The 23,093-nt window shown below is 67.8% G+C and carries 23 protein-coding genes; 7 read left to right on the top strand and 16 right to left on the bottom strand.

Features of this window, described 5'->3' with window-relative positions; all coding sequences use genetic code 11:
• Nucleotides 1-4: 4 nt before the first annotated feature.
• The 3 genes from G3N96_RS01940 to G3N96_RS01930 form a co-directional block, all read right to left on the bottom strand.
• Nucleotides 5-598 carry a hypothetical protein gene (locus tag G3N96_RS01940; protein WP_206136047.1) on the bottom strand — a complete coding sequence of 198 codons (594 nt, stop codon included), beginning with the start codon at nt 596-598 and terminating at the stop codon, nt 5-7.
• Between the two features lie 213 nt (nt 599-811).
• Nucleotides 812-2,200, bottom strand: a complete 1,389-nt coding sequence (locus G3N96_RS01935; RefSeq protein WP_089459114.1) for an NCS2 family permease — start codon at nt 2,198-2,200, stop codon at nt 812-814.
• A 529-nt stretch (nt 2,201-2,729) separates the two neighbouring features.
• Nucleotides 2,730-3,362, bottom strand: coding sequence for a TetR family transcriptional regulator (locus tag G3N96_RS01930; protein WP_241022418.1), 633 nt, complete (start codon nt 3,360-3,362; stop codon nt 2,730-2,732).
• 93 nt (nt 3,363-3,455) lie between these two features.
• On the opposite strand from G3N96_RS01930, the gene G3N96_RS01925 reads away from it, so the two are divergent.
• Complete coding sequence (locus tag G3N96_RS01925; RefSeq protein ID WP_124582426.1) at nt 3,456-4,121, top strand: O-methyltransferase; 666 nt, start codon at nt 3,456-3,458, stop codon at nt 4,119-4,121.
• A gap of 120 nt (nt 4,122-4,241) precedes the next feature.
• Here the strand turns inward: G3N96_RS01925 and G3N96_RS01920 are convergent, their stop codons facing one another.
• The 7 genes from G3N96_RS01920 to G3N96_RS01890 all read right to left on the bottom strand — a co-directional run bounded on the left by G3N96_RS01920 (nt 4,242) and on the right by G3N96_RS01890 (nt 10,637).
• Entirely contained in the window at nt 4,242-4,778 is a 537-nt protein-coding gene (locus G3N96_RS01920; RefSeq protein ID WP_124582424.1) for a DUF3455 domain-containing protein, read from the bottom strand.
• Between the two features lie 175 nt (nt 4,779-4,953).
• Entirely contained in the window at nt 4,954-5,958 is a 1,005-nt protein-coding gene (locus G3N96_RS01915) for an aldo/keto reductase (protein WP_206136045.1), read from the bottom strand.
• 22 nt (nt 5,959-5,980) lie between these two features.
• The gene (locus G3N96_RS01910) at nt 5,981-7,096 is read right to left on the bottom strand and encodes an alkene reductase (protein ID WP_206136044.1); all 1,116 of its coding nucleotides are present in this window, start codon (nt 7,094-7,096) and stop codon (nt 5,981-5,983) included.
• 72 nt (nt 7,097-7,168) lie between these two features.
• Nucleotides 7,169-7,975 (bottom strand): 2,5-didehydrogluconate reductase DkgB, encoded by an 807-nt coding sequence (dkgB, locus tag G3N96_RS01905; RefSeq protein ID WP_206136043.1) that lies wholly within the window; start codon nt 7,973-7,975, stop codon nt 7,169-7,171.
• Between the two features lie 133 nt (nt 7,976-8,108).
• Complete coding sequence (locus G3N96_RS01900; protein WP_206136042.1) at nt 8,109-9,068, bottom strand: TIGR03571 family LLM class oxidoreductase; 960 nt, start codon at nt 9,066-9,068, stop codon at nt 8,109-8,111.
• A gap of 13 nt (nt 9,069-9,081) precedes the next feature.
• The gene (locus G3N96_RS01895) at nt 9,082-9,405 is read right to left on the bottom strand and encodes an adenylate cyclase (RefSeq protein WP_206136041.1); all 324 of its coding nucleotides are present in this window, start codon (nt 9,403-9,405) and stop codon (nt 9,082-9,084) included.
• 29 nt (nt 9,406-9,434) lie between these two features.
• Nucleotides 9,435-10,637 (bottom strand): MFS transporter, encoded by a 1,203-nt coding sequence (locus G3N96_RS01890; RefSeq protein WP_206136040.1) that lies wholly within the window; start codon nt 10,635-10,637, stop codon nt 9,435-9,437.
• A gap of 111 nt (nt 10,638-10,748) precedes the next feature.
• Between G3N96_RS01890 and G3N96_RS01885 the strand changes: the two genes are divergently transcribed.
• The gene (locus G3N96_RS01885; protein ID WP_206136039.1) at nt 10,749-11,690 is read left to right on the top strand and encodes a LysR family transcriptional regulator; all 942 of its coding nucleotides are present in this window, start codon (nt 10,749-10,751) and stop codon (nt 11,688-11,690) included.
• A gap of 90 nt (nt 11,691-11,780) precedes the next feature.
• Here the strand turns inward: G3N96_RS01885 and zwf are convergent, their stop codons facing one another.
• Together zwf and G3N96_RS01875 are read right to left on the bottom strand one after the other, a co-directional pair.
• Nucleotides 11,781-13,256 (bottom strand): glucose-6-phosphate dehydrogenase, encoded by a 1,476-nt coding sequence (zwf, locus tag G3N96_RS01880; RefSeq protein ID WP_206136038.1) that lies wholly within the window; start codon nt 13,254-13,256, stop codon nt 11,781-11,783.
• Nucleotides 13,257-13,540: 284 nt separating this feature from the next.
• On the bottom strand, nt 13,541-14,161 hold the full coding sequence (locus G3N96_RS01875) for an NAD(P)H-dependent oxidoreductase (RefSeq protein WP_206136037.1): 621 nt from the start codon (nt 14,159-14,161) through the stop codon (nt 13,541-13,543).
• Between the two features lie 144 nt (nt 14,162-14,305).
• Here G3N96_RS01875 and G3N96_RS01870 point away from each other — a divergent pair, with 144 nt between their 5' ends.
• Nucleotides 14,306-14,707 carry a helix-turn-helix domain-containing protein gene (locus tag G3N96_RS01870; protein WP_241022417.1) on the top strand — a complete coding sequence of 134 codons (402 nt, stop codon included), beginning with the start codon at nt 14,306-14,308 and terminating at the stop codon, nt 14,705-14,707.
• A gap of 40 nt (nt 14,708-14,747) precedes the next feature.
• On the opposite strand, the gene G3N96_RS01865 is transcribed toward G3N96_RS01870, so the two are convergent.
• The 3 genes from G3N96_RS01865 to G3N96_RS01855 form a co-directional block, all read right to left on the bottom strand.
• Entirely contained in the window at nt 14,748-15,326 is a 579-nt protein-coding gene (locus G3N96_RS01865; protein WP_206136036.1) for a peroxidase-related enzyme, read from the bottom strand.
• Nucleotides 15,327-15,411: 85 nt separating this feature from the next.
• On the bottom strand, nt 15,412-16,395 hold the full coding sequence (locus tag G3N96_RS01860) for an MDR family oxidoreductase (RefSeq protein ID WP_206136035.1): 984 nt from the start codon (nt 16,393-16,395) through the stop codon (nt 15,412-15,414).
• Nucleotides 16,396-16,440: 45 nt separating this feature from the next.
• Entirely contained in the window at nt 16,441-17,079 is a 639-nt protein-coding gene (locus G3N96_RS01855; RefSeq protein WP_206136034.1) for a TetR/AcrR family transcriptional regulator, read from the bottom strand.
• A 220-nt stretch (nt 17,080-17,299) separates the two neighbouring features.
• On the opposite strand from G3N96_RS01855, the gene G3N96_RS01850 reads away from it, so the two are divergent.
• Both G3N96_RS01850 and G3N96_RS01845 read left to right on the top strand, forming a co-directional pair.
• Nucleotides 17,300-18,490: a M20 aminoacylase family protein gene (locus tag G3N96_RS01850; RefSeq protein WP_046546200.1), complete on the top strand. Its 1,191-nt coding sequence runs from the start codon at nt 17,300-17,302 to the stop codon at nt 18,488-18,490.
• 58 nt (nt 18,491-18,548) lie between these two features.
• Nucleotides 18,549-19,880, top strand: a complete 1,332-nt coding sequence (locus G3N96_RS01845; protein ID WP_206136033.1) for an MFS transporter — start codon at nt 18,549-18,551, stop codon at nt 19,878-19,880.
• A gap of 53 nt (nt 19,881-19,933) precedes the next feature.
• Here G3N96_RS01845 and G3N96_RS01840 read toward each other — a convergent pair whose 3' ends face one another.
• Nucleotides 19,934-20,854 (bottom strand): LysR substrate-binding domain-containing protein, encoded by a 921-nt coding sequence (locus tag G3N96_RS01840; RefSeq protein ID WP_206136032.1) that lies wholly within the window; start codon nt 20,852-20,854, stop codon nt 19,934-19,936.
• Between the two features lie 136 nt (nt 20,855-20,990).
• On the opposite strand from G3N96_RS01840, the gene G3N96_RS01835 reads away from it, so the two are divergent.
• On the top strand, nt 20,991-21,764 hold the full coding sequence (locus G3N96_RS01835) for a transporter substrate-binding domain-containing protein (RefSeq protein ID WP_206136031.1): 774 nt from the start codon (nt 20,991-20,993) through the stop codon (nt 21,762-21,764).
• Nucleotides 21,765-21,824: 60 nt separating this feature from the next.
• On the top strand, nt 21,825-22,940 hold the full coding sequence (locus tag G3N96_RS01830; RefSeq protein WP_206136030.1) for a succinylglutamate desuccinylase/aspartoacylase family protein: 1,116 nt from the start codon (nt 21,825-21,827) through the stop codon (nt 22,938-22,940).
• The last annotated feature ends 153 nt before the right edge of the window (nt 22,941-23,093 follow it).

Here is a 23,093-nt window from a genome sequence, read left to right as displayed (position 1 = left end):
GGCCCTACGCCAGCGCCAATTCGACAGCCGTCAGCGTGCGGCGCCGAATCCAGCCGCTCGCCATCCGGATCGCGAGCCAGTACGGCATGAACAGCAGCCGCGTGCGGGCGGTCGGGCAATGGACGAAGGTTTCGGTGCGCAGCAGGTGCGCACCCGACGCGAGCCCGACGACTTCGAAGCGGAGCACCAGCTTCGCATCGCGCGGATCGTCGTGCCGCACGAACGCCGCCGCGTCGGCGATCTTCAGCACGCCGAGATCCGGGCGCCAGAAGCGGCCGATCAGGCCGAACGACAGCGACGTTTCGTCGCGATGCAGCGGCGTGAACGCATGGAGGCCGAAGCGTTCGCGTTCGACGCGTGTAGCGCCGGAGCGCAGCGACGCGGCAACGACTGCCGGGAATTCGCGGACGTTGAGCAGCGCATCGACGATCGGATCCGTGCGCATGTCGAGCGTGGCGACCGTGTCGATGATGCGCGCCGGCGCGGCATCGATCGGGTTCGATTCGTGCACTTCGTGGAAGCCGAACGACGGGATGAACGGCGGCTTGCGCGCCGACGTCCGGGTGCTCGATTCGGAGACGATGCCGAGCGCGTTCATGGGGGCTCCTGAAGGCAAAGCCCGATCGTAGCACCGGGGGCGGATTCGCGCCGCACCGTTTCCGCGATGCGCGCCGCACCGTGCCCCCTCAACAAAAAAAGCCTGGAAACTTGCGTTCCCAGGCTCGGAGGCCATCAACGATGATGGTGGAGGAGACGATGTCGTCCCGATGCGCGCCGTCCTTCTGCCGGCGACGTCGCGCACGTTTCGCGGTCAGATCGCCCAGCCGCCGAGATAGAACGTGACGAGCACGGCCGCGATGAGCACGGTGCCGACGTTGAGCTTGCGGAATTCGCCGCTGGCGATGCGGCCGATCACGAGCGTCGAGAAGCCGAGCATGATGCCCGTCACGATGTTCGCGGTCAGCACGATGAACACCGCGCACACGAGGCCCGACATCGCGTCGACCATGTCGTCCATGTGCAGCTTGCTCACGCTGCCGAGCATCAACAGGCCGACGTACATCAGCGCCGGTGCGGTGGCGTACGACGGCACGAGGCCCGCGAGCGGCGAGAAGAACATCACGACCAGGAACAGCAGGCCGACCACGGCGGCCGCGAGGCCCGTCTTCGCGCCGGCGGCCACGCCGACGCTCGACTCGATGTAGGCTGCCGCCGGCGCACCGCCGAGGAAGCCGGAGAAGATCGAGCTGAGCGAATCGGCGGTCAGCGCACGGCCGCCGTTGATGATGCGGCCGTTCTCGTCGAGCTGGCCGGCCTGGCCCGCGACCGCGCGGATCGTGCCGGTCGCGTCGAACACGGCGGTCATCACCAGCGCCAGCACGCTCGGCAGCACGGCCATCGACAGCGCGCCCTTGATGTCCATCGCGCCGATCAGCGACGCATGGCCCGGTGCGCTCAGCGACGGCAGCGCGAAGATGCCGTGGTATTTCACGCTCGGATCGAAGATCAGGCCGAAGATCGAGATCGCGATCACGACGAGCAGGATGCCGCCCGGCACGCGACGCTTTTCGAGGCCGAAGATCGCGGCGAGGCCGATGATCGACATGATGACCGGGAACGCGGTGATCTGGCCGAGCGAGACCGGCAGGCCGGCGCCCGGGTTCTTGATCACGAGGCCGACGTCGTTCGATGCGATCAGCAGCAGGAACAGGCCGATGCCGATCCCGGTGCCGTGCGCGACGCCCGCGGGCAGGTTGCGCAGGATCCACGAACGCACGCCGGTGACCGAGATGCCGGTAAACACGAGGCCCATCAGGAACACCGCGCCGAGCGCGACCGTCGGGGACAGCCCCTTGCCGAGCACGAGGCCGAACGCGGTGAACGCGGTCAGCGAGATCGCGCAACCGATCGCGATCGGCAGCTTTGCCCACAGGCCCATCAGCAGCGAACCGAACGCGGTGGTGAGGCAGACCGCGACGAACACGGCGCTCGTGTCGAAGCCGGCCTTGCCGAACATGCCGGGGACGACGAACACGGAATAGACCATCGCGAGGAAGGTCGTGACGCCGGCAATGATCTCGCGGCGCTGCGTGCTGCCGCGCGACGAAATGTCGAAGTACCGGTCGATGACTCCCTTGGTGCCAAAGTCAGTTTCTTCCGCGCCGACGCCGACCGTCGGCTGCACCGGGGTATCACTCATGAGCTTGCTCCTTTATCAGCATGCTGAAACGGCCCGTAGCGAACCGTCGTCAGGGTGTCTCGTATCTAGTTGGGATTGTCGGCAACGTCGTGGGGACGAATGACGCGTGATCCGTGTCGTTACGTGCGAATCGAAACGATCGCGAGGGTGTCGCGTCGTGCGACGCGTGGTGGAGTCGACCCCGTCACGTGCGCTTTGCCGTAGCGAAGGTTAGGCGAACCGCCCATCACGTCCCATTGGGGGAAGAGCATGCAGCGCATGTCTCAGCGCTTATATCGGCGTGCAACGGGGCTCCGTCGCGTCGACCCGCGTGTATACGCCTAGTTCGAATCCGTTAAGGCGATTATTTGAATGCAGGGTCGACGGACAAAGGGGAAGCGAGGGATGTATCGAAAATTACGAATGTCTTTCATGGTGGCCGGGCAGGCCGGTGGAAGCAGGGGCCGGTGACGGGATCCGCCGCCGCGCGCAACCTGCATTCGGACGATGGCGCCGTCGCGCAGGGGCGATTTTCGTCGTCGCCCCGGCCTCAATTGTGCGCGAGATGGTCGAGGTAGGCGCGGAACATGTCGGCCATCGCGTTCGAATACGCGTCGATTTCATCGGGCGAGCGCTCGCTTTCCGAAAACGCCTTGCCGGCCGCGGTGAGCGTGGTGATGATCAGGTCGCAGGCCAGTTCGCGCGTGGCGTCCGGTGCGTCGGGCAACGCCTCGCGCATGAACGCCTGGAAGATGCGGTTGCCGGCCGCCTTCGCTTCGTGTGCCTCGGGCGCGTCGCGATAGAGCGGCGCGGCGTCGTCGAGCGCGATGCGCATCCGCGCCTCGTCGCATTCCGAACGGATGAACGCGTGAACGGCCGTGCGCAGCCGCTCGGGCGGTGTCCGGTTCACGTCCTCCAGCATGCCGCGCAGCATCTCGGCCGTCTGCCGCCACTCGTCATGCTGCAGCCGGAACAGCACGGCCGCCTTGTTCGGGAAGTACTGGTACAGCGAACCGACGCTCACGCCGGCGCGCTCGGCGACGCGCGCCATCGTGAAGCGCTGCGCGCCTTCGCTCGCCAAAACCTGAACAGCGGCCTGGAGAACGTCCTCGACGAGCTGGGTCGAGCGAGCCTGCCGAGGCTGCTTGCGCGTGGCAATCCGGGCGTTCGGGCGGTCGGTCATGCGTGGTTGGCCAATGCGAAGAGTAAAACCTGAATAGTTCGTCATATTCTAGCCGGGTGCACCGACGCACTCAACCTGAACCCGGAGATACGCATGACCACCCTGACGCTCGACCCGCTGGCCTCGCTGCTGGCACGCCTGTTCGACGAAGCCGACGCCTCGTCGCCCGCGACGAGCCCGGACTTCGCCAGCCTGTCGCGCGACGAGCAGGCGCGGCTGATGCGCAGCAAGACCGACTACACCGACTTGTATGCGCGCCTGAAGGACTATCCGCTCGCGGTGTCGCGCGAGACCGGCACGCTGCTGTACATGCTCGCGCGCAGCGGCGGCGCGCGGTCGATCGTCGAATTCGGCACGTCGTTCGGCATTTCGACGCTGCACCTCGCGGCCGCGCTGCGCGACAACGGCGGCGGCCGGCTGGTCACCAGCGAATTCGAACCGTCGAAGGTCGTGCGGGCGCGGGCGAACCTGGCGGCGGCCGGGCTGGCCGATCTCGTCGAGATCCGCGAGGGCGATGCGCTGCGCACGCTGGCCGCCGGTCTGCCGGATTCGGTCGACCTGCTGCTGCTCGATGGCGCGAAGGCGCTGTATCCGGAGGTGCTGGCACTCGTCGAGCAGCGGTTGCGGCCCGGCGCGTTCGTCGTGGCCGACAATGCCGATTTCAGCCCCGACTATCTCGCTTACGTGCGCGCGCCGGAGAACGGCTATCTGTCGGTGCCGTTCGGCGGCGACGTCGAGTTGTCGATGCGGATCGGCTGAGCGTCACGGCCCCTGAACGACGGCAGGCATCCGACCGTCAAGGATAGGATGACTGATCAATAGGGTGCGAAAGTCGGACAATACCGCGGCGGCGCCCGGCGCTTCGGGCGCCGTCGTGCGTTATTTCAGAAACACGTAGCGCGCGAAATACGGGAAGCGGCCGACCGCATGCTCGGTCGAACACGCTGCATCCGGCGGCATGCCGCCCGCGGTATCGAGCCGCTGCACGAAGCGCACGCCGGCGAGCGTGCCGGCCGCGGCCTTCGCGTCCGTTGCGGCCGGTGTCGCGGCGAGCAGGAGTTGCGGAATACTGCCCGGGCGTGCGCTCGGCGCTTCCGCGAGTTTCTTGCCGGTGATGCGGCTGCCGTCGAGCGCCTCCCATGACGGCCCCGTGCCGTGCCGGACGACGAGCGTGCCGCTCGCGTCGAACAGCATCGCTTCCGGGTGCTGGAACACCCAAGCGAGCTTGTGTCCGGCATCGTAGTCGCACGTGTAGACCTGTAGGCCAGCCGCGGTCGTCGACAGCACGGGCGTGGCCGGCTGGGGCGGCGCGAGGCCGGCGGAGTCGTCGGCGCGGGCGGACGACGCGCAGAAGGCGAGTGCAACGCAGGCCGCGGCGGCCGGCAGCATCGGGCGTTTCGGGAAGCGGCTTCGCATGGCGAAGCATCCTTTCGGGGCGGGAGACGGGTATTCATCGACGAACCCGTAAACGCTAGACGCCAATTGCACCGGCTGCAATGCGCAAATGGCAATCGTGCCGATAGCCGTTGCGATTGCGCGCGGCCCGGGATGCGCGGCCGTGGATCCCGGGCCGCGCCTGCCCGATTCAACCTCAAACCGGGCCTGCCGGCGTCGGTGCCTGCGTGGCAATCAGGCGTTCGGCCTTCAGCACATCCCACAGTTCGGCCGGGATCGACGTCGCCGCGAGACGCAGGTTGTCGTCGATGCGATCGGGCCGGCTCGCGCCGGGGATCGCGGCCGCGACGGCCGGGTGCGCGAGCGAGAATTGCAGCGCCACCGCGCGGACGTCGACGCCGAATCGTTCGCAGATCTGGCGGATGCGCGCGACGCGGTCGAGCATGGCCTGCGTGGCCGGCTGATACTCGTAATGCGTGCCGCCCGCGAGCACGCCCGAGTTGTACGGGCCGCCGACGATGATCCCGAGCCCGCGCGCCGCGCTTTCCGGCATCAGCCGTTCGAGCGCGCCGGCATGGTCGAGCAGCGTGTAGCGCCCGGCGAGCAGGAAACCGTCGGGGTCCGCGCGTTCGAGCGCGCGTTCGCACGGCTCGACGCGGTTCACGCCGAGGCCCCAGCCCTGGATGACCTTCTCGTCGCGCAGCCGCGTGAGCGCCCTGGCCGCGCCCGACATCGCGACGTCGAACACGTCGCGCCACGCGTCGCCGTGAAAGTCGACGGCCGGATCGTGAATCCACACGGTGTCGAGCCGGTCGGTGCGCAGCCGCTTCAGGCTCGCGTCGATCGAGCGCAGCGTGCCGTCCTCGGTGTAGTCGTAGACGATCCGGTTCGGCAGCCCGTGGCGGAACAGGCCGCCCTTTTCGCCGAGATCGCGTTGCGATGCGTCCTCGTGTTCGTCGAGGACGAGCCGGCCGACCTTGGTGCCGAGCGAATAGGCGTCGCGCGGGCGCCCCGCGAGCGCTTCGCCGAGGCGCAGCTCGGCGAGGCCGGCGCCATAGAGCGGCGCGGCGTCGAAGTAGCGGATACCGCTGTCCCACGCCGCGTCGACGGTGGCCAGCGCTTCTTCGTGCGGGATGTCCCGGTACATGTTGCCCAGCGGCGCGGTGCCGAAACCCAGGCGGGAAGGGAGCGTGATTCTCATGAGCAGTCTCGGGGAGGCCGGCTCAGGCAGCAGCCTGGGCCAGCGTCGGGTAGTCGGTCAGCCCGCGCTCGCCGCCGCCGAACAGCGTAGTGCGGTCGTGCGGTGTGAGCGCAGCACCGGTGCGCAGCCGCTCGGGCAGGTCGGGGTTCGCGACGAACGGGCGGCCGAACGCGACGAGGTCGGCCCAGCCGGCGGCGATCGCTTCGCGTGCGCGCTCGGCGGTGTACGCGCCGGCATAGATCAGCACGCCCGGGAACGCGGCGCGCAGTTGCCGCTTGAAATCGACCGGCATCAACGGCGCGTCGTCCCAGTCGGCTTCCGCGATGTGCAGGTAGCCGACGCCGAGTTCGCCGAGCAGCTTTGCAGCGGCGAGGTAGGTCGTTTCCGGATCGGCGTCGACGCAGCCGTTCAGCGTCGTCAGCGGCGCGAGGCGGATGCCGACGCGCGACGCGTCGCCCGTGCCGTCGATCAGCGCCTGCGTGACGTCGCGCAGGAAGCGCAGCCGGTTTTCCAGCGTGCCGCCGTACGCGTCGGTGCGCGTGTTGGCATTCGAGTCGATGAACTGGTTCACGAGATAGCCATTCGCGCCGTGCAGCTCGACGCCGTCGAAGCCGGCCTCGATCGCGTGGCGCGCGGCGGTGCGGTATTGATCGACGATCTCGCGGATCTCGTCGAGCGTCAGCGCGCGCGGCTCGGACGCCTGCACGAAGCCCGGCGTGCTGCCGTCTTCACCCGCGATGAACACGTTCACGCCTGTCGCCTGGAGCGGCGACGACGACACCGGCTGCCGGCCGCCGAGCAGGCTCGTATGGCTCAGCCGGCCGACGTGCCACAGCTGCGCGAAGATCCGGCCGTGCGCGGCATGCACGGCGTCCGTCACCTTGCGCCAGCCGGCGACCTGCGACGGCGTATGAATGCCGGGCGTCCATGCGTAGCCCTTGCCGAGCGGCGCGATATAGGTGCCTTCGCTGACGATCAGGCCCGCGCTCGCGCGCTGCGCGTAATACGCGGCCATCAGTTCGTTGGCTTCGTCGCCGGGCTGGCTGGCGCGCGAGCGCGTCATCGGCGGCATCACGATGCGGTTCGGCAGCGTCAGCGCGCCGAGTCGCAGCGGTTGGAAAAGCGGGTCGTGGGTCATGGTGCTGATGTCCTGTCGGTGCCGCGGCCGGCGGGCCGCGGCGAATCAAAGGGTGAGTGGCGGGCGACGCGGTCAGTCCCACTTCGGCGCGAGGCCGGCCGGGTCGACCTCGCGACCGTTGCGCTCGAGCGCGGCGATCTGCGCCATGTCTTCGTCGGTCAGGCGCAGCGTCTGCGCGAGCAGGTTGCTCGCGAGGTTCTCGCGCTTCGTCGACGACGGGATCACCGAGTAGCCGAGCTGCAACGCCCACGCGAGCGCGACCTGGGCGGGTGTCGCGTCGTGACGCTGCGCGATCGCGCCGATCACCGGATCGCCGAGCACCTTGCCGTACGCGAGCGTCATGTACGACGTCACGTGGATGCCTTCGGCGTTCAGGAATTCGACGAGCTTGCGGTTCTGCAGGTACGGGCTCAGCTCGATCTGGTTCGTCGCGATCGCGTCCTTGCCGACGGCCGCGATCGCTTCCTTCGTCAGGGCGATGTTGAAGTTCGAGATGCCGATCTCGCGCGTGAGGCCCTGCGCCTTCGCATCGGCGAGCGCGGTCATGAACGTGTCGAGTGCGACGCCGTTGTCGGGGGCCGGCCAGTGGATCAGCGTCAGGTCGACGTGGTCGGTGCGCAGCTTGCGCAGGCTCTCTTCGAGGCTCGGCACGAGCTTGTCCGGCGCGTAGTGGTCGACCCAGATCTTGGTCGTGAGGAACAGCTCGTCGCGATGCACGCCCGACGTGGCGATCGCTTCGCCGACTTCGGCTTCGTTGCCGTAGATCTGCGCGGTGTCGATCGCGCGGTAGCCGACTTCGAGGCCGTTGCGGACCGAGTCGATGACGACCTGGCCTTGCAGGCGGAACGTACCGAGGCCGAAGGCGGGAATCTTGCTCATCAGGTGCTCCTGGGAGAGTGGAACGGGTTCGATATGGAAGTCATTGTGGCGTTCCGGATTGGTGAGATAAACGCCGTCTCAGGTCAAAAATATTTGATCTGGAATCAAGTATCGGGAGCGGGTTTCTTCAGCGTCATGCAGCGCGCGTCCGTGCGTTCTCATCCGCGTGGAACACCGGCAGCACCTCTGCCGCGATCTCGTCCATCGTCTCGTCGAGCGGACGCAGGTTGCGGCGGAAATGCAGGCCGATGTGCCGCACGCCCGCGTCGCGCATGGCCGCGAGTTCCCCGATGAGCGCGAGACGCCCCGCGCGGGCGCCGAAGCGGTGACGCTGCAGTGGCGCGTGCGGGTCGTCCGCGAGGTCGAGGTGGAGGAAGCTCACGTACGGCTTGTCGCCGGCCACCGTGCGCCAGTTCGCGGCGCGCTGCCGGTGGTCGTCCGGCGTGCCGGGATACGCGAGGCAGCCGTCCATGTGTTCGCCGATCCACGCGGGCGTTTGCTGCGCGAGACCCGCGACGAGCAGCGGCAGCGGCGCACGCGCGGCGGGCAGCACGTCGAGGCCGGGCGGCAGATGCCCGCGCCCGCCGTCGCGCAGCAGCGCGATCTGGTCGCGGAAATTCGCGCCGCGTGACGCGAAGTCGCGGCCGAACAGCGGATATTCGACCGGCCGGTCGCCGCTGGCGACGCCGAGCAGCAGGCGGCCGCCGCTCAGTTCCTGGATCGACGCGGCCGATTTCAGCGTGAGCAGCGGCTCGCGCAGCGGCAGCACGACGGCCGCCGTGCCGAGCAGGATGTCGTTCGTGATGCCGGCGAGGTAGCCGAGATACGAGAAGGTTTCGAACACCTGCGCGGCGTCGCCGAACGCCGGGTCGTACACCGGCACGTCGCGCACCCAGAGCGCGCGGAAGCCGAGCGTGTCGGCCCGCTGCGCGAGCGTCGCGTGGCGCGCGAGGTCGGGCACGCCGGGGTAGCGGCCGTCGTGCTGGCGCTTCGCGTTGCCGGCGGGCGACCAGTCGTTGTCGAGCGGCAGTTCGAGGCCGATGCTGAAGCCGCCGCCGGCGAGTTTGTCGAGTGCGGTGAGGGGAGGGGACATGGTCGGGCTCCGTTCAGATCGCGCGCAGGCTGCCTTCGAGCCGGTAGAAATCGAGCGACGACGCGGTGAAGAAGGACCGCGACGTGCCGGCGGCGAAGTCGTCGATATGCACGACCGTCGCGCGGTCGGCTTCCTGCCACGAGATCGCGTAGGTGTCGCCGGCGATGGGCTGCCACGTGTATTCGATTTCGCCCTTCGCTCCCGCGTACGGTCCTTCGGTGATCTCGTAGCGCATGTGGCGGCCGTCGTCGTCATACGCGTTGAGCGCGGTGAGGCCGTCGTAGCGCACTTCGAATGTCTTGCCGGCGAACGGCGGGCGTGGGGTCGATGCGTTCATGTGTGCAAACTCCTGCAAGAAAGTGACGTTCAGTGCGCGAGCTGGACGGGTTCCGCCGTGCGTTCCGGCAGGCCCGCGCCGCGGTCGAGGCGACCGCTCAGGGCGGTGAGCGCGAATGCGCCGAGCGTGACGGCTGCCGCGATCCACGGCGTATGGCCGAGGCCGACGTGCGCGACGATCACGCCGCCGAGTGCCGAGCCGCCCGCGACGCCGAGGTTGAACGCGGCGATGTTGAAGCCGGATGCGACGTCGGTGGCGTCAGGCGCGAAGTGGCGCGCCTGCTTCACGACGTACACCTGCAGGCCCGGCACGTTGCCGAACGCCACCGCGCCCCATGCAAGCATCGTCAGCACGGCGAGCCATTTGACGTGGATCGTGAAGGTGAGCGCGAGCAGCACGATCGCGAGCAGCAGGAAGATCCGCTTGAGCGCCTTCACGGGGCCGACGGCGTCCGCGAGCTTGCCGCCCCACACGTTGCCGAATGCGACCGACACGCCGTAGCCGACGAGCACGAGGCTCACTTGCGACGGCGTGAAGCCGGCGATCTGCTCGAGCAGCGGCGCCATGTACGTGAACGCGATCAGCGAGCCGCCGTAGCCGACGGCCGTCATCGCATAGACCAGCAGCAGGCGCGGCTGTGCGAGCACGCGGAACTGGCGGGCGAGCGGCGCGGACGCCGTTTGCGGCAAGCCGCGCGGCACGAAGGCCACCGCGCCGACGAACGCGACGAGGCCGAACAGCGCGACGACCAGGAACGTCGCGCGCCAGCCGAAGTGCTGGCCGATGAAGGTGCCGAGCGGAATGCCGGCGACGAACGCGACGGTCATCCCGCTGAACATCGTCGCGATCGCGCTGGCGGCCTTCTCCTTCGGTACGAGCGTGGTCGCGATGATCGAGCCGACCGAGAAGAACACGCCGTGCGCGAGGCCGGTGAGGATGCGCGCGACGATCAGCGATTCGTAGCCGGGCGCCTGCCACGCGACGAGGTTGCCGACGGTGAACAGCGCCATCAGCGCGGCGAGCAGGGTCTTGCGCGGCACGCGGCCGGTGAGCGCGGTGAGGAGCGGCGCGCCGATCGCGACGCTCAGCGCGTAAAGGCTGACGAGCAGGCCGGCGGACGGCAGGCTGACGCCGAGGTCGGCGCCGATCGTCGGGATCAGCCCGACGATCACGAATTCGGTGGTACCGATGGCAAATGCGCTGATGGTCAGCGCAAGCAGGGCGAGTGGCATGACGGGTGCTCCAGGGTCCGGTAAGGATGGAGCGCAGTGTGCCGCCTTTACTTTTGCTGAAAAACAGGTCTATAAACCAAATTGTTTTGATTTGAAATCAAGAATGCGGCGATGAAGATTACGCTCGACGAACTCCAGGCCTTTGCCGCCGTGGTCGACTCCGGTTCGATCACGGCAGCCGCGCAGCAGCTCGACCTCACGGTGTCGGCGACGAGCCGCACGCTCGGGCGGCTCGAGGAGAAGCTGAAGACCACGCTGCTGCGCCGGACCACGCGCCGGCTCGAATTGACCGAGGAAGGGCGCGCGTTCCTGCAGGATGCGCGCGCGATCATCGAATCGGTCGAGACGGCGGAAGAGCAGATGCTCGCGCGGCGTGAGATGCCGTCGGGGCGGCTGCGCGTGGATGCGGCGACGCCGTTCATGCTGCACGTGATCGTGCCGCTCGTGCGTGGCTACCGCGAACGCTTCCCGAAAGTCGAGCTGGAGCTGAACAGCAACGAGGGCATCATCGACCTGCTGGAGCGGCGCACCGACGTCGCGTTCCGGATCGGCCGGCTGAAGGATTCGACGCTGCACAGCCGCCGCATCGGCACCAGCCGGATCCGCATGCTCGCGAGCCCCGCGTACGTGGCGGCGCACGGCCAGCCGCGCAAGGTGGAGGATCTCGACAAGCACACGCTGCTCGGCTTCACGCAGCCCGAATCGCTGAACGTGTGGCCGATCCTCGGCACCGACGGCGAGCCGTGCCGGATCGAGCCGGGCATCCGCTCGTCGAGCGGCGAGACGCTGCGGCAGCTTGCGCTCGACGGCGCGGGCGTCGTCTGCCTGTCGGATTTCATGACCGCGCAGGATCGCGAGGCGGGCCGGCTCGTGCAGGTGCTCGCGCGCCAGACGCTCGAGGTCGAGCAGCCGATCCACGCGGTGTACTACCGCAATACCGCGATCTCGTCGCGGATCGCGTCGTTCGTCGATTACCTGATCGAAGCGCTGGGCGGCAGCGGTAACGATGCGCCGGGGCGGCGCAAGGCGGCGTCGTGGATTGAGCCGCGGTAGGCGGCGGCAGGGACGAAGGGGCGGGTTACGCCCCGTGTGGTTTGACGTGCGATCCGGCGTGCCGTACTCCGGCACGCCGTCGCGCGGCGGTTACGCCTCTTCGGACCACGACATCCCGTCGCGCGCGAGCAGCGCCGACGAAGCCGCGGGCCCGAACGTGCCGGCCGTGTACAGGCGCGGCCGGTCGCCGAGCTGCTTCCAGCCGTCGAGGATCGGCTCGACCCACGACCACGCGGCTTCGAGCTCGTCGCGGCGCATGAAGTGCGTGAGGCGGCCGCGGATCACGTCGATCAGCAGACGCTCGTACGCTTCCGCGCGCCGCTCCGGAATCGCCTGCTGCAGATCGAGGTTCAGGCTCACGGGCACCATGTTCATCCCGCTGCCCGGTTCCTTCGCGAGCATCTGCAGCTGGATCGACTCTTCCGGCTGGAGCTGGATCACGAGACGGTTGCTGTAGTGGCGCGGGCCGGTCGGGATGATCGAGAACGGCATGTCCGCGAACTCGATCACGATTTCCGACTGGCGGCGCTGCAGCCGCTTGCCGGTGCGCAGGAAGAACGGCACGTTGGCCCAGCGCCAGTTGTTGATGTGCGCGCGCAGCGCGACGAAGGTTTCCGCGCGGCTGTCCGCCGGCACGTTGTCTTCCTCGAGATAGCCCTTCACCGGCTGGCCGTCGACCGCACCGGCCGTGTACTGGCCGCGCACCGTGTCGCGCGCGACGTCGGCCACCGCCATCGGCCGCAGCGAGCGCAGCACCTTCAGCTTCTCGTCGCGCACCGCGTCCGGGTCGAGCGACACCGGCGGCTCCATCGCGACGATGCACAGCAGCTGCAGCAGGTGGTTCTGCACCATGTCGCGCAGCGCGCCGGTATGGTCGTAGAAGCCCGCGCGGCTGCCGACACCGACCGTCTCCGCCACCGTGATCTGCACGCTGCGGATGCTCGGCGCCTGCCACAGCGGCCCGAAGATCGGGTTGCCGAAGCGCAGCACCATCAGGTTCTGCACGGTTTCCTTGCCGAGATAGTGGTCGATCCGATAGATCTGCGATTCCTCGAAGTGCCTGCCGACCGCATCGTTGATCGCCTTCGCGGATGCGAGATCGTGGCCGAGCGGTTTTTCGAGGACGACGCGCGAGTGCTTGTCGACGAGATGCGCGGCCGACAGGTTGTCGCAGATGGTGGTGAACAGCTCCGGCGACGTCGACAGGTAGAACACGCGGATCGCGTCGCCGCGCGCCGCTTCCGCGAGCCGCAGGTAGTCGTCCGGCGCGTTCACGTCGATCAGCACGTACTTGAACAGGTCGAGGAAACGGCTCCAGGCCGCGGGATCGAACGCCTTTTCGTCGATGAACGGGCGCGACTGCTCGTCCATGAACTTGCGATAGCCGTCGATGCCCCAGTCGCGGCGGCCGACCGCGATGATGCGCGTCTCGGGCGGAAGGTTGCAGTGCAGGTGCGCCATGTACAGCGCGGGCAACAGCTTGCGGGCGGCCAGGTCGCCGCCGCCGCCGAAGATGATCATGTCGACGGGCCGTTCGGCTCCGGTCTGGGTAGGCTGATTCGTCATGGGAGGTTCGCGGTGTGAAACGGGGAACGTGAAACGAACGTCGGAGGCGTCGGGCGCCGGTACGGCAAAACCCTAATAGTGCACGCTTTTGATGGATTGCGTGTGTGTCCGTTGACTGTCGCGAAGCGGCCGGGCGGCGTATTGCGGTCGAAGGGACAGGAGTGAGCGCTGACATCGGGTTGGCTCGCCGGGGAGAGGCGAGCGGCCCGTCGGCCCCAGCGCGTGAGGGCGGGCGTCGGCCGGCGCCGCCCCACGTGCTGCGACCGACGGGCGCGGCCGTTGTTTCAACCGGCCTGTTCCACCAGCGCCTGTACGTTCTGTCCGGCCTTCGCGATGGCCGCTTGCACTGCCTCGGCACCCAATACGGTGCCTTCCACACGCACTTCGCGGATGTCGGTGATCCCGATGAACCCGAGCAGATGCTTCAGATAGCCGGACTGGTAGTCGAACGGCGCATACGGGCCTTCCGAAAAGATGCCGCCGCTGGCGGTGACCAGATAGACCTGCTTGCCTTCCAGCGTGCCGGCGACGCCGCCTTCGACGTAGCGGAACGTGACCTGCGGCCAGATCACGCGGTCGAACCACGCGCGCAGCTGCGTGGACGGCCCGAAGTTGGTCATCGCGGAGCCGATCACGACGATGTCGGCGGCACGCAGTTCGTCGACCAGCGCTTGCGCCAGCTCGACGGCCTGCGCCTGTTCCGCGTTGCGCGCCTCCGGCGGCAGCATGCGGCCGATGATGTAAGCATCGTCGATATGCGGCAGCGGATCGGTGGAGAGATCGCGCAAGGTCACGGTGCTGTTTGCGTTGCGCGCCGCGAGTTGCCGCGCGAGGTCGTGCGCGAAGCGCGTGGACAGGCTGTCGGTGCTGCGGGGGCTGGAGGTGATCAGCAGGATGCGGCTCATGAGCGTTCCTTTCGGGATAAGATGAGAACCCGGTAACTTTTAATGACTGAGTTACCGAAATGCATGTGGAATGCTAGGGTTCGCGCCCGGGCCCCACAAGAACGCACAGGCTTGTGCCCCAGTCACATCGATGTTCCTGCCACCATGCCCCGACCCAGCGAAGACGGCTGCCAGGCGACCCGCCAGATCCTCGATCGCATCGGCGACAAGTGGAGCCTCTACATCATCGCGACGCTGAACGACGGTTCGCGGCGCTTCAACGAGCTGAAACGCGAGATCGAAGGGATTTCGCAGCGCATGCTGACGCTGTCATTGCGCGGGCTGGAGCGCGACGGGCTGGTCACGCGGACGGTGTTCCCGACGATTCCGCCGCGCGTCGACTATGCGCTCACGCCCCTCGGCGCAACGCTGCTGGAGCCCGTGATGACGCTCGTCAGGTGGGCGGAGCAAAACAAGCAGCCGATCGCGCAAGCGCGCGAGCGTTTCGATGAGGTGGCCGATGCGGCGCCGACGCCGGGCGAGGGCGTCGTTTACCGCAGTCGATAGGGGCGCGGCCGCCGCGTCCCCGAGGGTGGGTGGTATGTGTTCAGCGCCCCAGCGCGTAGAACTCCGCATTCGGCCGCATGTTCGTCACGTTCGCGATGCGGTTGGACATGCCGAAGAACGCCGAGATCGCCATGATGTCCCACACGTCTTCTTCGATGAAACCATGCGACTTGAGCGTGTCGAAGTCCGTTTCTCCAACCAGATGCGCGGCCTGCGACACCTTCATCGCGAAGTCGAGCATCGCCTTCTGCCGGGCGGTGATATCGGCCTTGCGGTAATTGGCGGCGACCTGGTCGGCAATCAGCGGGTCCTTCGCGCGAATCCGCAGGATCGCCCCGTGCGCGATCACGCAGTACTGACACTGGTTCACGGCGCTGGTGGCCACGACGATCATTTCACGTTCGGCCTTGCTGAGATTGCCCGGCTTGTCCATCAGCGCGTCGTGGTACGCCATGAACGCGCGAAACTCGTCCGGGCGATGCGCCAGCGTCAGGAATACGTTCGGGATGAAGCCCGACTTTTCCTGGACGGCCGCGATGCGTTCGCGAATGTCCTCGGGCAAGTCTTCGAGCGCGGGCACGGGAAAGCGGCTGATGGGGGCGGTGTTTGAGGCGGTCATGTGGTCTCCTGGATAACGTGGAACGGGCGCACTCGATGCGCGAGCCGCCGTCCGAATTAAGAAGCGCGGGTGGTCGTCGGCGGCGTCACGCGTTGACGTCGACCACGATACGCCCGCGAACCTTGCCGTTGATCAATTCCCCCGCAAGCGGGATGGCGTCGCCCAGGCCGACCTGATGGCTGATCGCGCCCAGCTTCTCGACGTCGAGGTCGGCCGCGAGCCGGCGCCATGCTTCCAGCCGATCGGCGCGCGGGCACATGACGCTGTCGATCCCGACGAGCGTGACGCCACGCAGGATGAACGGCATGACGGTCGCGGGGAAATCCATGCCGGCAGCGAGGCCGCAGGCCGTCACGACGCCGCGGTACCGCGTGGTCGCACACACGTTGGCGAGCACGTGGCTGCCCGCCACGTCGACCGCGCCGGCCCAGCGTTCCTTGCCCAGCGGCTTGCCGGGCTCGCTGAATTGCGATCGCTCCAGGATCTCCGCCGCGCCGAGCTGCCGCAGGTAGTCGGCATCGGCGGGGCGGCCCGTCACTGCGACCACGCGATATCCCAGCTTGGAGAGGATGGCGGTGGCGACGCTGCCCACCCCGCCTGCCGCGCCGGTCACCACGATCTCGCCGTCGTCCGGGCGCACGCCGTGTCGCTCCAGCGCCATCACGCACAGCATCGCGGTGTAGCCCGCCGTGCCGACGGCCATCGCCTGTTGCGGAGAAAAGGCGGACGGCAGCGGCACCAGCCAGTCGCCGTCGACGCGAGCCTTCTGCGCGAGGCCGCCCCAATGCGTTTCGCCGACGCCCCAGCCGTTGAGCACGACCTGATCGCCGGGGCGGTAATCCGGGTGCGTGCTCGCTTCGACTTCGCCGACCAGATCGATGCCCGGCACCATCGGGAACTTGCGCACGACCGGGCTCTTGCCGGTGATCGCCAGCCCGTCCTTGTAGTTCAGCGTCGAATAGCCCACGCGGATCGTCACGTTGCCGGCGGGCAACTGCGCGTCGTCCAGCGTCTGGAGCCGGGCCTGCTGGCCGGTTTCATGCCTGTCGATCACGATGCCTTGAAACATGTGTCCTCCTTTCTAGACCGATCGTCTAGTTAATGGCAAAAAAATTCAGCGGCGCGGCAGTCCATTGAAGAAAAACTGCGCGAACAGCACGAGCGGCCCGTCGCTGCGCTCCAGCTTCGCGCGCAGCACGGCGCCTTCCCAGCCGATCCAGAAGAATGCGGCCAGCTCGGCGGGATCGGCCGAATCGGCCAGTTCGCCGGCTTGCTGCGCGGCGGTCAGGCATTCGGCGAGGCGGCGTTGCCAGTCTTCGAACGTGGTGCGCAGGCGGGCGCGGAAACTTTCGGGCAGTGCGCCCATTTCCTGCCCGAGGTTGCCGATCAGGCAGCCGCGGCTGTAGGCGTAGCGGGCCATGCCGTCCCGGGCGTCGTCGACGAATGCGCGCACGCGCTGCAGCGGCGAGCGCGCCGGGTCGCTGAAATGACGGTCCAGCTTGCGCGCGAAGAAGTCGGCATAGCGGTCGATCAGTTCGAGGCCGAACGCCTCCTTGCTGTCGAAGTAGTGATAGAAGGAGCCCTTGGGCACGCCGGCGCGCCCGAGGATCTCGTCGAGCCCGGTCGCCGAAAAGCCCTTCTCGGTGAGCACTTCCAGCCCGGAGCGCAGCAGCATGTCCCGCGTGGCGACGAGGTCCTCGTGCTGCTTCGGTGGCCTGCCGCGGCGGCGAGGCGGATCAGTTCGAACGTCCATGTGCGAATAATAGACCGTTCGTCTCAAAAATCAACGGGCCGCGTGGCGATCACGTTCGATGAGGTGGATCCGGCGGGCCATGCCCGTACTAACCCTGATTAAATAATCTTATCACGGTGAAAAATTCCGCATCTTATTGAACCGATATCGGCTCGCTATAGTGGCTCGCTTTCCCGCACGCACCCGTTGCGGGCGTAGACCAAACAGCCGGAGCCCCTTGATGTCCACCGATACCCGATTCACCGAAGTCGAGGATCTGATGCCCGCCGCTGGCGGGTTGCGCGAGATCCGTCACCACATCCATCACCACCCCGAACTCGCGTACGAGGAGCACGACACGGCCGCGCTCGTCGCCGAGAAGCTCGAACAGTGGGGCTGGCAGGTAACGCGCGGGGTCGGCAAGACGGGCGTGGTCGGTACGCTGCGCGTGGGCGACGGCACGCGCAGCATCGGCATTCGCGCCGACATGGATGCGTTGCCGATCATCGAGGCGACGGGGCTGCCCTACGCGAGCGGCACGCACGGCAAGATGCACGCGTGCGGCCACGACGGCCACACGACGATGCTGCTCGGCGCCGCACAGCATCTCGCGAAGACCCGCAATTTCTCCGGCACCGTGCACCTGTATTTCCAGCCGGCGGAAGAGCACGGCGTCGACAGCGGCGCGAAGAAGATGATCGACGATGGCCTGTTCGAGCGCTTCCCGTGCGACGCGGTGTTCGGCATGCACAACCATCCGGGCGCGGCGCCCGGCGTGTTCCTGACGCGGCGCGGCCCGTTCATGTCGGCCGGCGACAAGGCGATCATCACGATCGAAGGCGTCGGCGGCCACGCGGCCCGGCCGCACCTGACGGTCGACCCGGTGGTCGTGGCGGCGAGCATCGTGATGGCGCTGCAGACGATCGTCGCGCGCAACGTCGACCCCGCGCAGCCGGCGGTCGTCACGGTCGGCTCGATGCATGCGGGCACCGCGAACAACGTGATCCCGAACGGCGCGCGTCTCGAACTCAGCGTGCGCTCATTCAGCCCCGACGTGCGCGCGCTGCTCAAGCGCCGCATCACGGAGCTGGCCGAAACGCAGGCCGCGAGCTACGGCGCGAGCGCGAACGTCGAGTACATCGAAGGCTATCCGGTCGTCGTCAATACGGATGCCGAAACGGATTTCGCCGCGCAGGTGGCGCGCGAACTCGTGGGCGACGCGCACGTGGTCGAGCAGACCGACCTGCTGATGGGCAGCGAGGATTTCGCGTTCATGCTGCAGCAGCGGCCGGGTTCGTTCGTGCGGCTCGGCAACGGCGAAGGCGAGGACGGTTGCATGGTGCACAACCCGAAATACGACTTCAACGATCGCAACCTGCCGATCGGTGCGGCGTACTGGACGCGTCTCGTGGAGCGTTACCTGGGGCAGTAATGCCGACGGTGGGGCGAGCGGCCGGCGCTTCCGGCCGCATTCAGAGTAGAGGATAGCGATGCAGAAAGACCATCTCGCGCTGCACCCTGGCCCGGCCGAAGCCACCGTCACCGACACGCGCAGCACGCCTGCCGTCACGCGGCGCGGTGCGATTGCCGCGGCCGTGATCGGCAACTGGCTCGAATTCTTCGATTTCACCGTGTACGGCTTCTTCGCGGTGCTGATCGGCAAGCTGTTCTTCCCGTCGAGCGACCCGACCACGTCGCTGCTGCTGTCGGTCGCGACGTTCGCCGCCGGCTTCTTCACGCGGCCGCTCGGCAGCGTCGTGCTCGGCGTCTATGCGGACCGCAAGGGGCGCAAGGCCGCACTGAACCTGACCATCATGCTGATGGCGCTCGGCACGGGCCTGATCGCGATCGCGCCGACGTATGCGCAGGTCGGCGTGGCCGCGCCGCTGCTGGTCGTGTTCGCGCGGCTGATGCAGGGCTTCTCGCAGGGCGGCGAATTCGGCGCGGCGACATCGACGCTGCTCGAACAGGGCGGCACGTCGCGCCGCGCGTTCCGCGCGAGTTGGCAGCTCGCGACGCAGGGCGGCGCCGCGCTGATGGGCTCGGGCTTCGCGGCGCTGCTGTCGAACACGATGACGAAGGATGCGCTGGAAGGCTGGGGCTGGCGCTTGCCGTTTCTCGTCGGCGTGCTGATCGCGCCGGTCGGGATGTTCTTGCGCCGCCGGCTCGCCGACGATGCGCCCGGCGACAGCCATCACGGCATCGAACGCGGCGTGCTGCACGAGCTGTTCTCGAAGCACACGCGCACGGTGCTGCTGCTGATGCTCACGGTGATGGGCGGTACGGTGTCGACCTACATCCTGACGTTCTACATGCCGACCTACGCGATCCACACGCTCGGCCTGCCGATGAAGCTGTCGATGTTCGTCGGCGTCGCGTCGGGCTGCGTGATGCTGGTCACGTGCCCGCTGTTCGGCTGGCTGTCGGACAGGCTCGGCAGCCGGCGCCTGCCGATCTTCGTCGGCCGCGGCGTGCTGGTCGCCTTGCTGTTCCCCGCGTTCTGGCTGATGAACCATCACCCGACGCTGTCGGTGATCCTGCCGCTGACCGCGCTGATGCTGCTGTTCTATTCGCTCGGCTCGGCGTCGGAAATGGCGCTGATGTGCGAGTCGCTGCCGCGTCACGTGCGCGCGACCGGCATCTCGATCGCGTATGCGCTCGCGGTGACGATCTTCGGCGGCACCGCGCAGCTGATCGCGACCTGGCTCGTGAAGACGACCGGCAGCAAGCTCGCGCCGGCCGGCTACGTGGCCGCCTGCGTGGTGCTGTCGCTGATCGCGGTGGCGATGCTGCGCGAAACGGCGGGGGATTCGATCGACTGACACGCGTCGTAGCACAGCACGACTGGCGGCGAGCGGCAAGCCGCAATCCGCGCTTACCGCCCGCGCACCACCCTCAGGTACGACGCGAGCATCGTCGCGAGTTCCTGCGCGGCGGGCGTCAGCGGCACGGCCGCGCGCTGCAGCAGGCAGATGTCCTGCGATTCGGCCTGCTCGCGCACGGGCACTTTCGCGAGCGCGCCGGCAAACGGCCCGTGCCGCGTCACGGCTTCGGTTTCGAGCGACAGGCAATCGGTCTGCGTGACGAGCTGCAGCGTCTCGAACATCCCTTCGACGGTGGCGAGGATCTTGGGCGGCGGCAGGCCGTGCGCGTCGAAGTACGCGAGCAGCCGGTTGACGACGGGATCCGCGCTCAGGTTCGGCGAGCGTGTCGACACCCATGCGTAATCGGCCAGTTCGGCGAGCGATTGCGCATGCATGGCCGGATGCCCGTTGCGGCACACGACCACCGGCGCGGAAGCACGCAGCGGCGTGACCGCGAGATCGGTCGTGTCGGTCTGCTTCGCGACCAGCGCGATCGCGAAATCGACCGCGCTTTCCCGCAGCCAGCCGATCATCATCCGCGACGTGCCGGTGCGCAGATGCACGTCGACCTTGTCGAAACGCGCACGGAACGCGCTCAGCACCGGCGCGAACGCATCGATCAGCGGCTCGGCCACGAGGCCGAGCGTGACGGTGCCTTCGTACGCGCCACTCAATTGCCGGATTTCCCGCTCGACCTGCTCGCATTCGCCGAGGATCGACCCGGAGCGCGCGAGCAGCCGCTGGCCGACGGCCGTCGGCACGATCCCGCGATTGGTGCGCGTGAACAGCGTCGCGCCGAGCGTCGCCTCGAGGCTCTGCAGCTGCTGCGTGACGCCGCTCTGCGCGAGATCGAGCGCGCGTGCGGCGGCGCGCAGGCTGCCATGCTCGACGACGGCCTGGAAGATGCGGAGCTGGGAGAGCGTGAACGCCATGGGCAAGCGCGGGGCCGGTGATCGGGAAAAGTGATCATGATAAGGCAGCGGGCGATTCCGGCGGCGGCGCGTGCGCACTACGATCGCAGGCAGTCCGGCTCGTGCCGCTTGCCCATCGTCCCGCCCTTCGTCGACCATGAAACGTACTCTCCTTCTGCTCGTTTCCTTGTGCCTTGCGTTCGCGGCCGGCGCCGCGCACGCACTCGATGCGCGCCCCGTGCGCCTCGGTATCGATCCGACCTATCCGCCGATGGATTCGAAGGCGCCTGACGGCAGCCTGAAGGGCTTCGACGTCGATCTCGGCAACGAGATCTGCCGTCGCGCGCAGTTGCGTTGCCAGTGGGTCGAGCTCGAATTCTCCGGGATGATTCCCGCGCTGCAGGCGCGCAAGATCGACGCGATCCTGTCGTCGATGGCGATCACCGAGAAGCGCGAGAAGCAGATCCTGTTCTCGTCGAAGCTGTTCCGCTTCAAGTCGCGGCTCGTCGCGCGGCCCGGCAGCGGCGTCGACAATACGACCGCATCGCTTGCGGGCAAACGCATCGGCGTGCAGTCGGGCACGCAGTTCGAATCGTGGGCGCTCGCGCACTGGGCGCCGGCCGGTGTCGGCGTGATGCCGTACAAGAGCCAGGACGACGTGTTCGCCGATCTCGTCAACGGCCGCCTCGACGCGGCGTTGCTCGGCACCGTGGAAGCCGACTACGGCTTCCTGCGCACGCCGAAGGGCAAGGGCTTCGCGTTCGTCGGCGCACCGCTCGACCTGGGCGATCGCGGCGTCGGCATCGGCCTGCGGCAGTCGGATAAGGCGCTCAAGGCGTCGATCGACGGCGCGATCGCGTCGATGCTGAAGGACGGCACGTACGACCGGATCGCGAAGAAGTATTTCGACTTCAACCCGTACGGCGACTGAGCGCCGCGCCACCTCGACGTTTCACCGGCTTCTTCGTTTTCATTTCGTTCGAGACCATCGATGCAGATTCGCACCACGCCGCTCCTGTCGCCGTCGATCGGCACGCAGCGCACGCTGACGAGCTTTCATTTCGGGCCGGCCGACACCGGCCGCAAGATCTACCTGCAGGCCGCGCTGCACGCGGACGAGACGCCCGCGATGCTTGCGGCGTTCGTGCTGAAGCAGCGTCTCGCGCAGCTCGATGCCGACGGCCGGCTCGCGGCCGAGATCGTGCTCGTGCCGGTCGCGAACCCGGTCGGCCTCAATCATCATCTGCTCGGGCAATTCATCGGCCGCTTCGATCTCGCGAGCGGGCGCAACTTCAATCGCGGCTTCCTGCCGCTCGCGGAAATCGCCGCGCATGCGCGCGACCGGCTCGGTGACGACGGGGAACGCAATCGTGCGATCGTGCGCGAGTGCGTCGGTGCGGCGCTCGACGAGATCGTGCCGCGCACGGAGTTCGATGCGCTGCAGCTCGCGCTGCTGAAGCTGTCGCTCGACGCTGATGTGGTGATCGACCTGCATTGCTCGCTCGAAGCGGTGATGCACGTGTACACGAGCGATACCGCCTGGCCGGAAGTCGAGCCGCTCGCGCGCTATCTCGGCGCGGAGGTGTCGCTGCTTGCCGAGGATTCGGGCGGGCATGCGTTCGACGATGCGCATCACCTGCTGTGGTCGCAATTGCGGCAGCACTTGCCGGCGGGCACGCCGATGGCGGCCGGCACCGTGGCCGTGACGGTCGAGTGCCGCGGCCAGCGCGACGTGACGTACGACTATGCGGAACGCGATGCCGATGCGCTCGTCGACTACCTCGTCTGGCGCGGCGCGGTGCAGGGCGACCGCAAGCCGCTACCGCCGCTCGCCGCGCCGGCCACGCCGCTGGCCGGCAGCGAGCAGTTCCATGCGCCGGTGAGCGGGATACTCGTGCACCGCGCGGCGGTCGGCGCGACGATCCGCGCCGGCGATCCGCTGTTCGACATCGTCGATCCGCTGACGGATGCAGTCACGACGATCTCGAGCGGCACCGACGGCGTGTTCTACATGCGCCGCGCGATTCGGTTCGTCACGGCGGGTGCGCCGCTCGGCCGCGTGACGGGCACGGTGCCGGTGCGCAAGGGTATGTTGCTCGGCGCGTGAGCGGCGCGGTGTCCTACCCGTGTGCGACGCGGTTTCGTTCTTGTCAAATTGACCGCGTGTCGGTGCGTCACTAAATTGTGCGGCGCGGAGTTCGCTCCGTGTTCCGTGAGAAGAACGTTGTAATCAAGTGGAGTTGATACGGGCAGCCCTGGG

The sequence above is a fragment of the Burkholderia sp. Se-20373 genome, assembly GCF_017104705.1.
GTDB lineage: Bacteria > Pseudomonadota > Gammaproteobacteria > Burkholderiales > Burkholderiaceae > Burkholderia.
The sequence above is the reverse complement of the archived record's forward strand: the minus strand, read 5'-3'. Positions and strand labels throughout refer to the sequence as shown.

Bases quoted from the DNA above. Each gene is read 5' to 3' on its own strand.
- G3N96_RS01940 (WP_206136047.1), bottom strand. From the start codon at position 598: ATGAACGCGCTCGGCATCGTCTCCGAATCGAGCACCCGGACGTCGGCG.
- G3N96_RS01935 (WP_089459114.1), bottom strand. From the start codon at position 2,200: ATGAGTGATACCCCGGTGCAGCCGACGGTCGGCGTCGGCGCGGAAGAA.
- G3N96_RS01930 (WP_241022418.1), bottom strand. From the start codon at position 3,362: ATGACCGACCGCCCGAACGCCCGGATTGCCACGCGCAAGCAGCCTCGG.
- G3N96_RS01925 (WP_124582426.1), top strand. From the start codon at position 3,456: ATGACCACCCTGACGCTCGACCCGCTGGCCTCGCTGCTGGCACGCCTG.
- G3N96_RS01920 (WP_124582424.1), bottom strand. From the start codon at position 4,778: ATGCGAAGCCGCTTCCCGAAACGCCCGATGCTGCCGGCCGCCGCGGCC.
- G3N96_RS01915 (WP_206136045.1), bottom strand. From the start codon at position 5,958: ATGAGAATCACGCTCCCTTCCCGCCTGGGTTTCGGCACCGCGCCGCTG.
- G3N96_RS01910 (WP_206136044.1), bottom strand. From the start codon at position 7,096: ATGACCCACGACCCGCTTTTCCAACCGCTGCGACTCGGCGCGCTGACG.
- dkgB (WP_206136043.1), bottom strand. From the start codon at position 7,975: ATGAGCAAGATTCCCGCCTTCGGCCTCGGTACGTTCCGCCTGCAAGGC.
- G3N96_RS01900 (WP_206136042.1), bottom strand. From the start codon at position 9,068: ATGTCCCCTCCCCTCACCGCACTCGACAAACTCGCCGGCGGCGGCTTC.
- G3N96_RS01895 (WP_206136041.1), bottom strand. From the start codon at position 9,405: ATGAACGCATCGACCCCACGCCCGCCGTTCGCCGGCAAGACATTCGAA.
- G3N96_RS01890 (WP_206136040.1), bottom strand. From the start codon at position 10,637: ATGCCACTCGCCCTGCTTGCGCTGACCATCAGCGCATTTGCCATCGGT.
- G3N96_RS01885 (WP_206136039.1), top strand. From the start codon at position 10,749: ATGAAGATTACGCTCGACGAACTCCAGGCCTTTGCCGCCGTGGTCGAC.
- zwf (WP_206136038.1), bottom strand. From the start codon at position 13,256: ATGACGAATCAGCCTACCCAGACCGGAGCCGAACGGCCCGTCGACATG.
- G3N96_RS01875 (WP_206136037.1), bottom strand. From the start codon at position 14,161: ATGAGCCGCATCCTGCTGATCACCTCCAGCCCCCGCAGCACCGACAGC.
- G3N96_RS01870 (WP_241022417.1), top strand. From the start codon at position 14,306: ATGCCCCGACCCAGCGAAGACGGCTGCCAGGCGACCCGCCAGATCCTC.
- G3N96_RS01865 (WP_206136036.1), bottom strand. From the start codon at position 15,326: ATGACCGCCTCAAACACCGCCCCCATCAGCCGCTTTCCCGTGCCCGCG.
- G3N96_RS01860 (WP_206136035.1), bottom strand. From the start codon at position 16,395: ATGTTTCAAGGCATCGTGATCGACAGGCATGAAACCGGCCAGCAGGCC.
- G3N96_RS01855 (WP_206136034.1), bottom strand. From the start codon at position 17,079: ATGGACGTTCGAACTGATCCGCCTCGCCGCCGCGGCAGGCCACCGAAG.
- G3N96_RS01850 (WP_046546200.1), top strand. From the start codon at position 17,300: ATGTCCACCGATACCCGATTCACCGAAGTCGAGGATCTGATGCCCGCC.
- G3N96_RS01845 (WP_206136033.1), top strand. From the start codon at position 18,549: ATGCAGAAAGACCATCTCGCGCTGCACCCTGGCCCGGCCGAAGCCACC.
- G3N96_RS01840 (WP_206136032.1), bottom strand. From the start codon at position 20,854: ATGGCGTTCACGCTCTCCCAGCTCCGCATCTTCCAGGCCGTCGTCGAG.
- G3N96_RS01835 (WP_206136031.1), top strand. From the start codon at position 20,991: ATGAAACGTACTCTCCTTCTGCTCGTTTCCTTGTGCCTTGCGTTCGCG.
- G3N96_RS01830 (WP_206136030.1), top strand. From the start codon at position 21,825: ATGCAGATTCGCACCACGCCGCTCCTGTCGCCGTCGATCGGCACGCAG.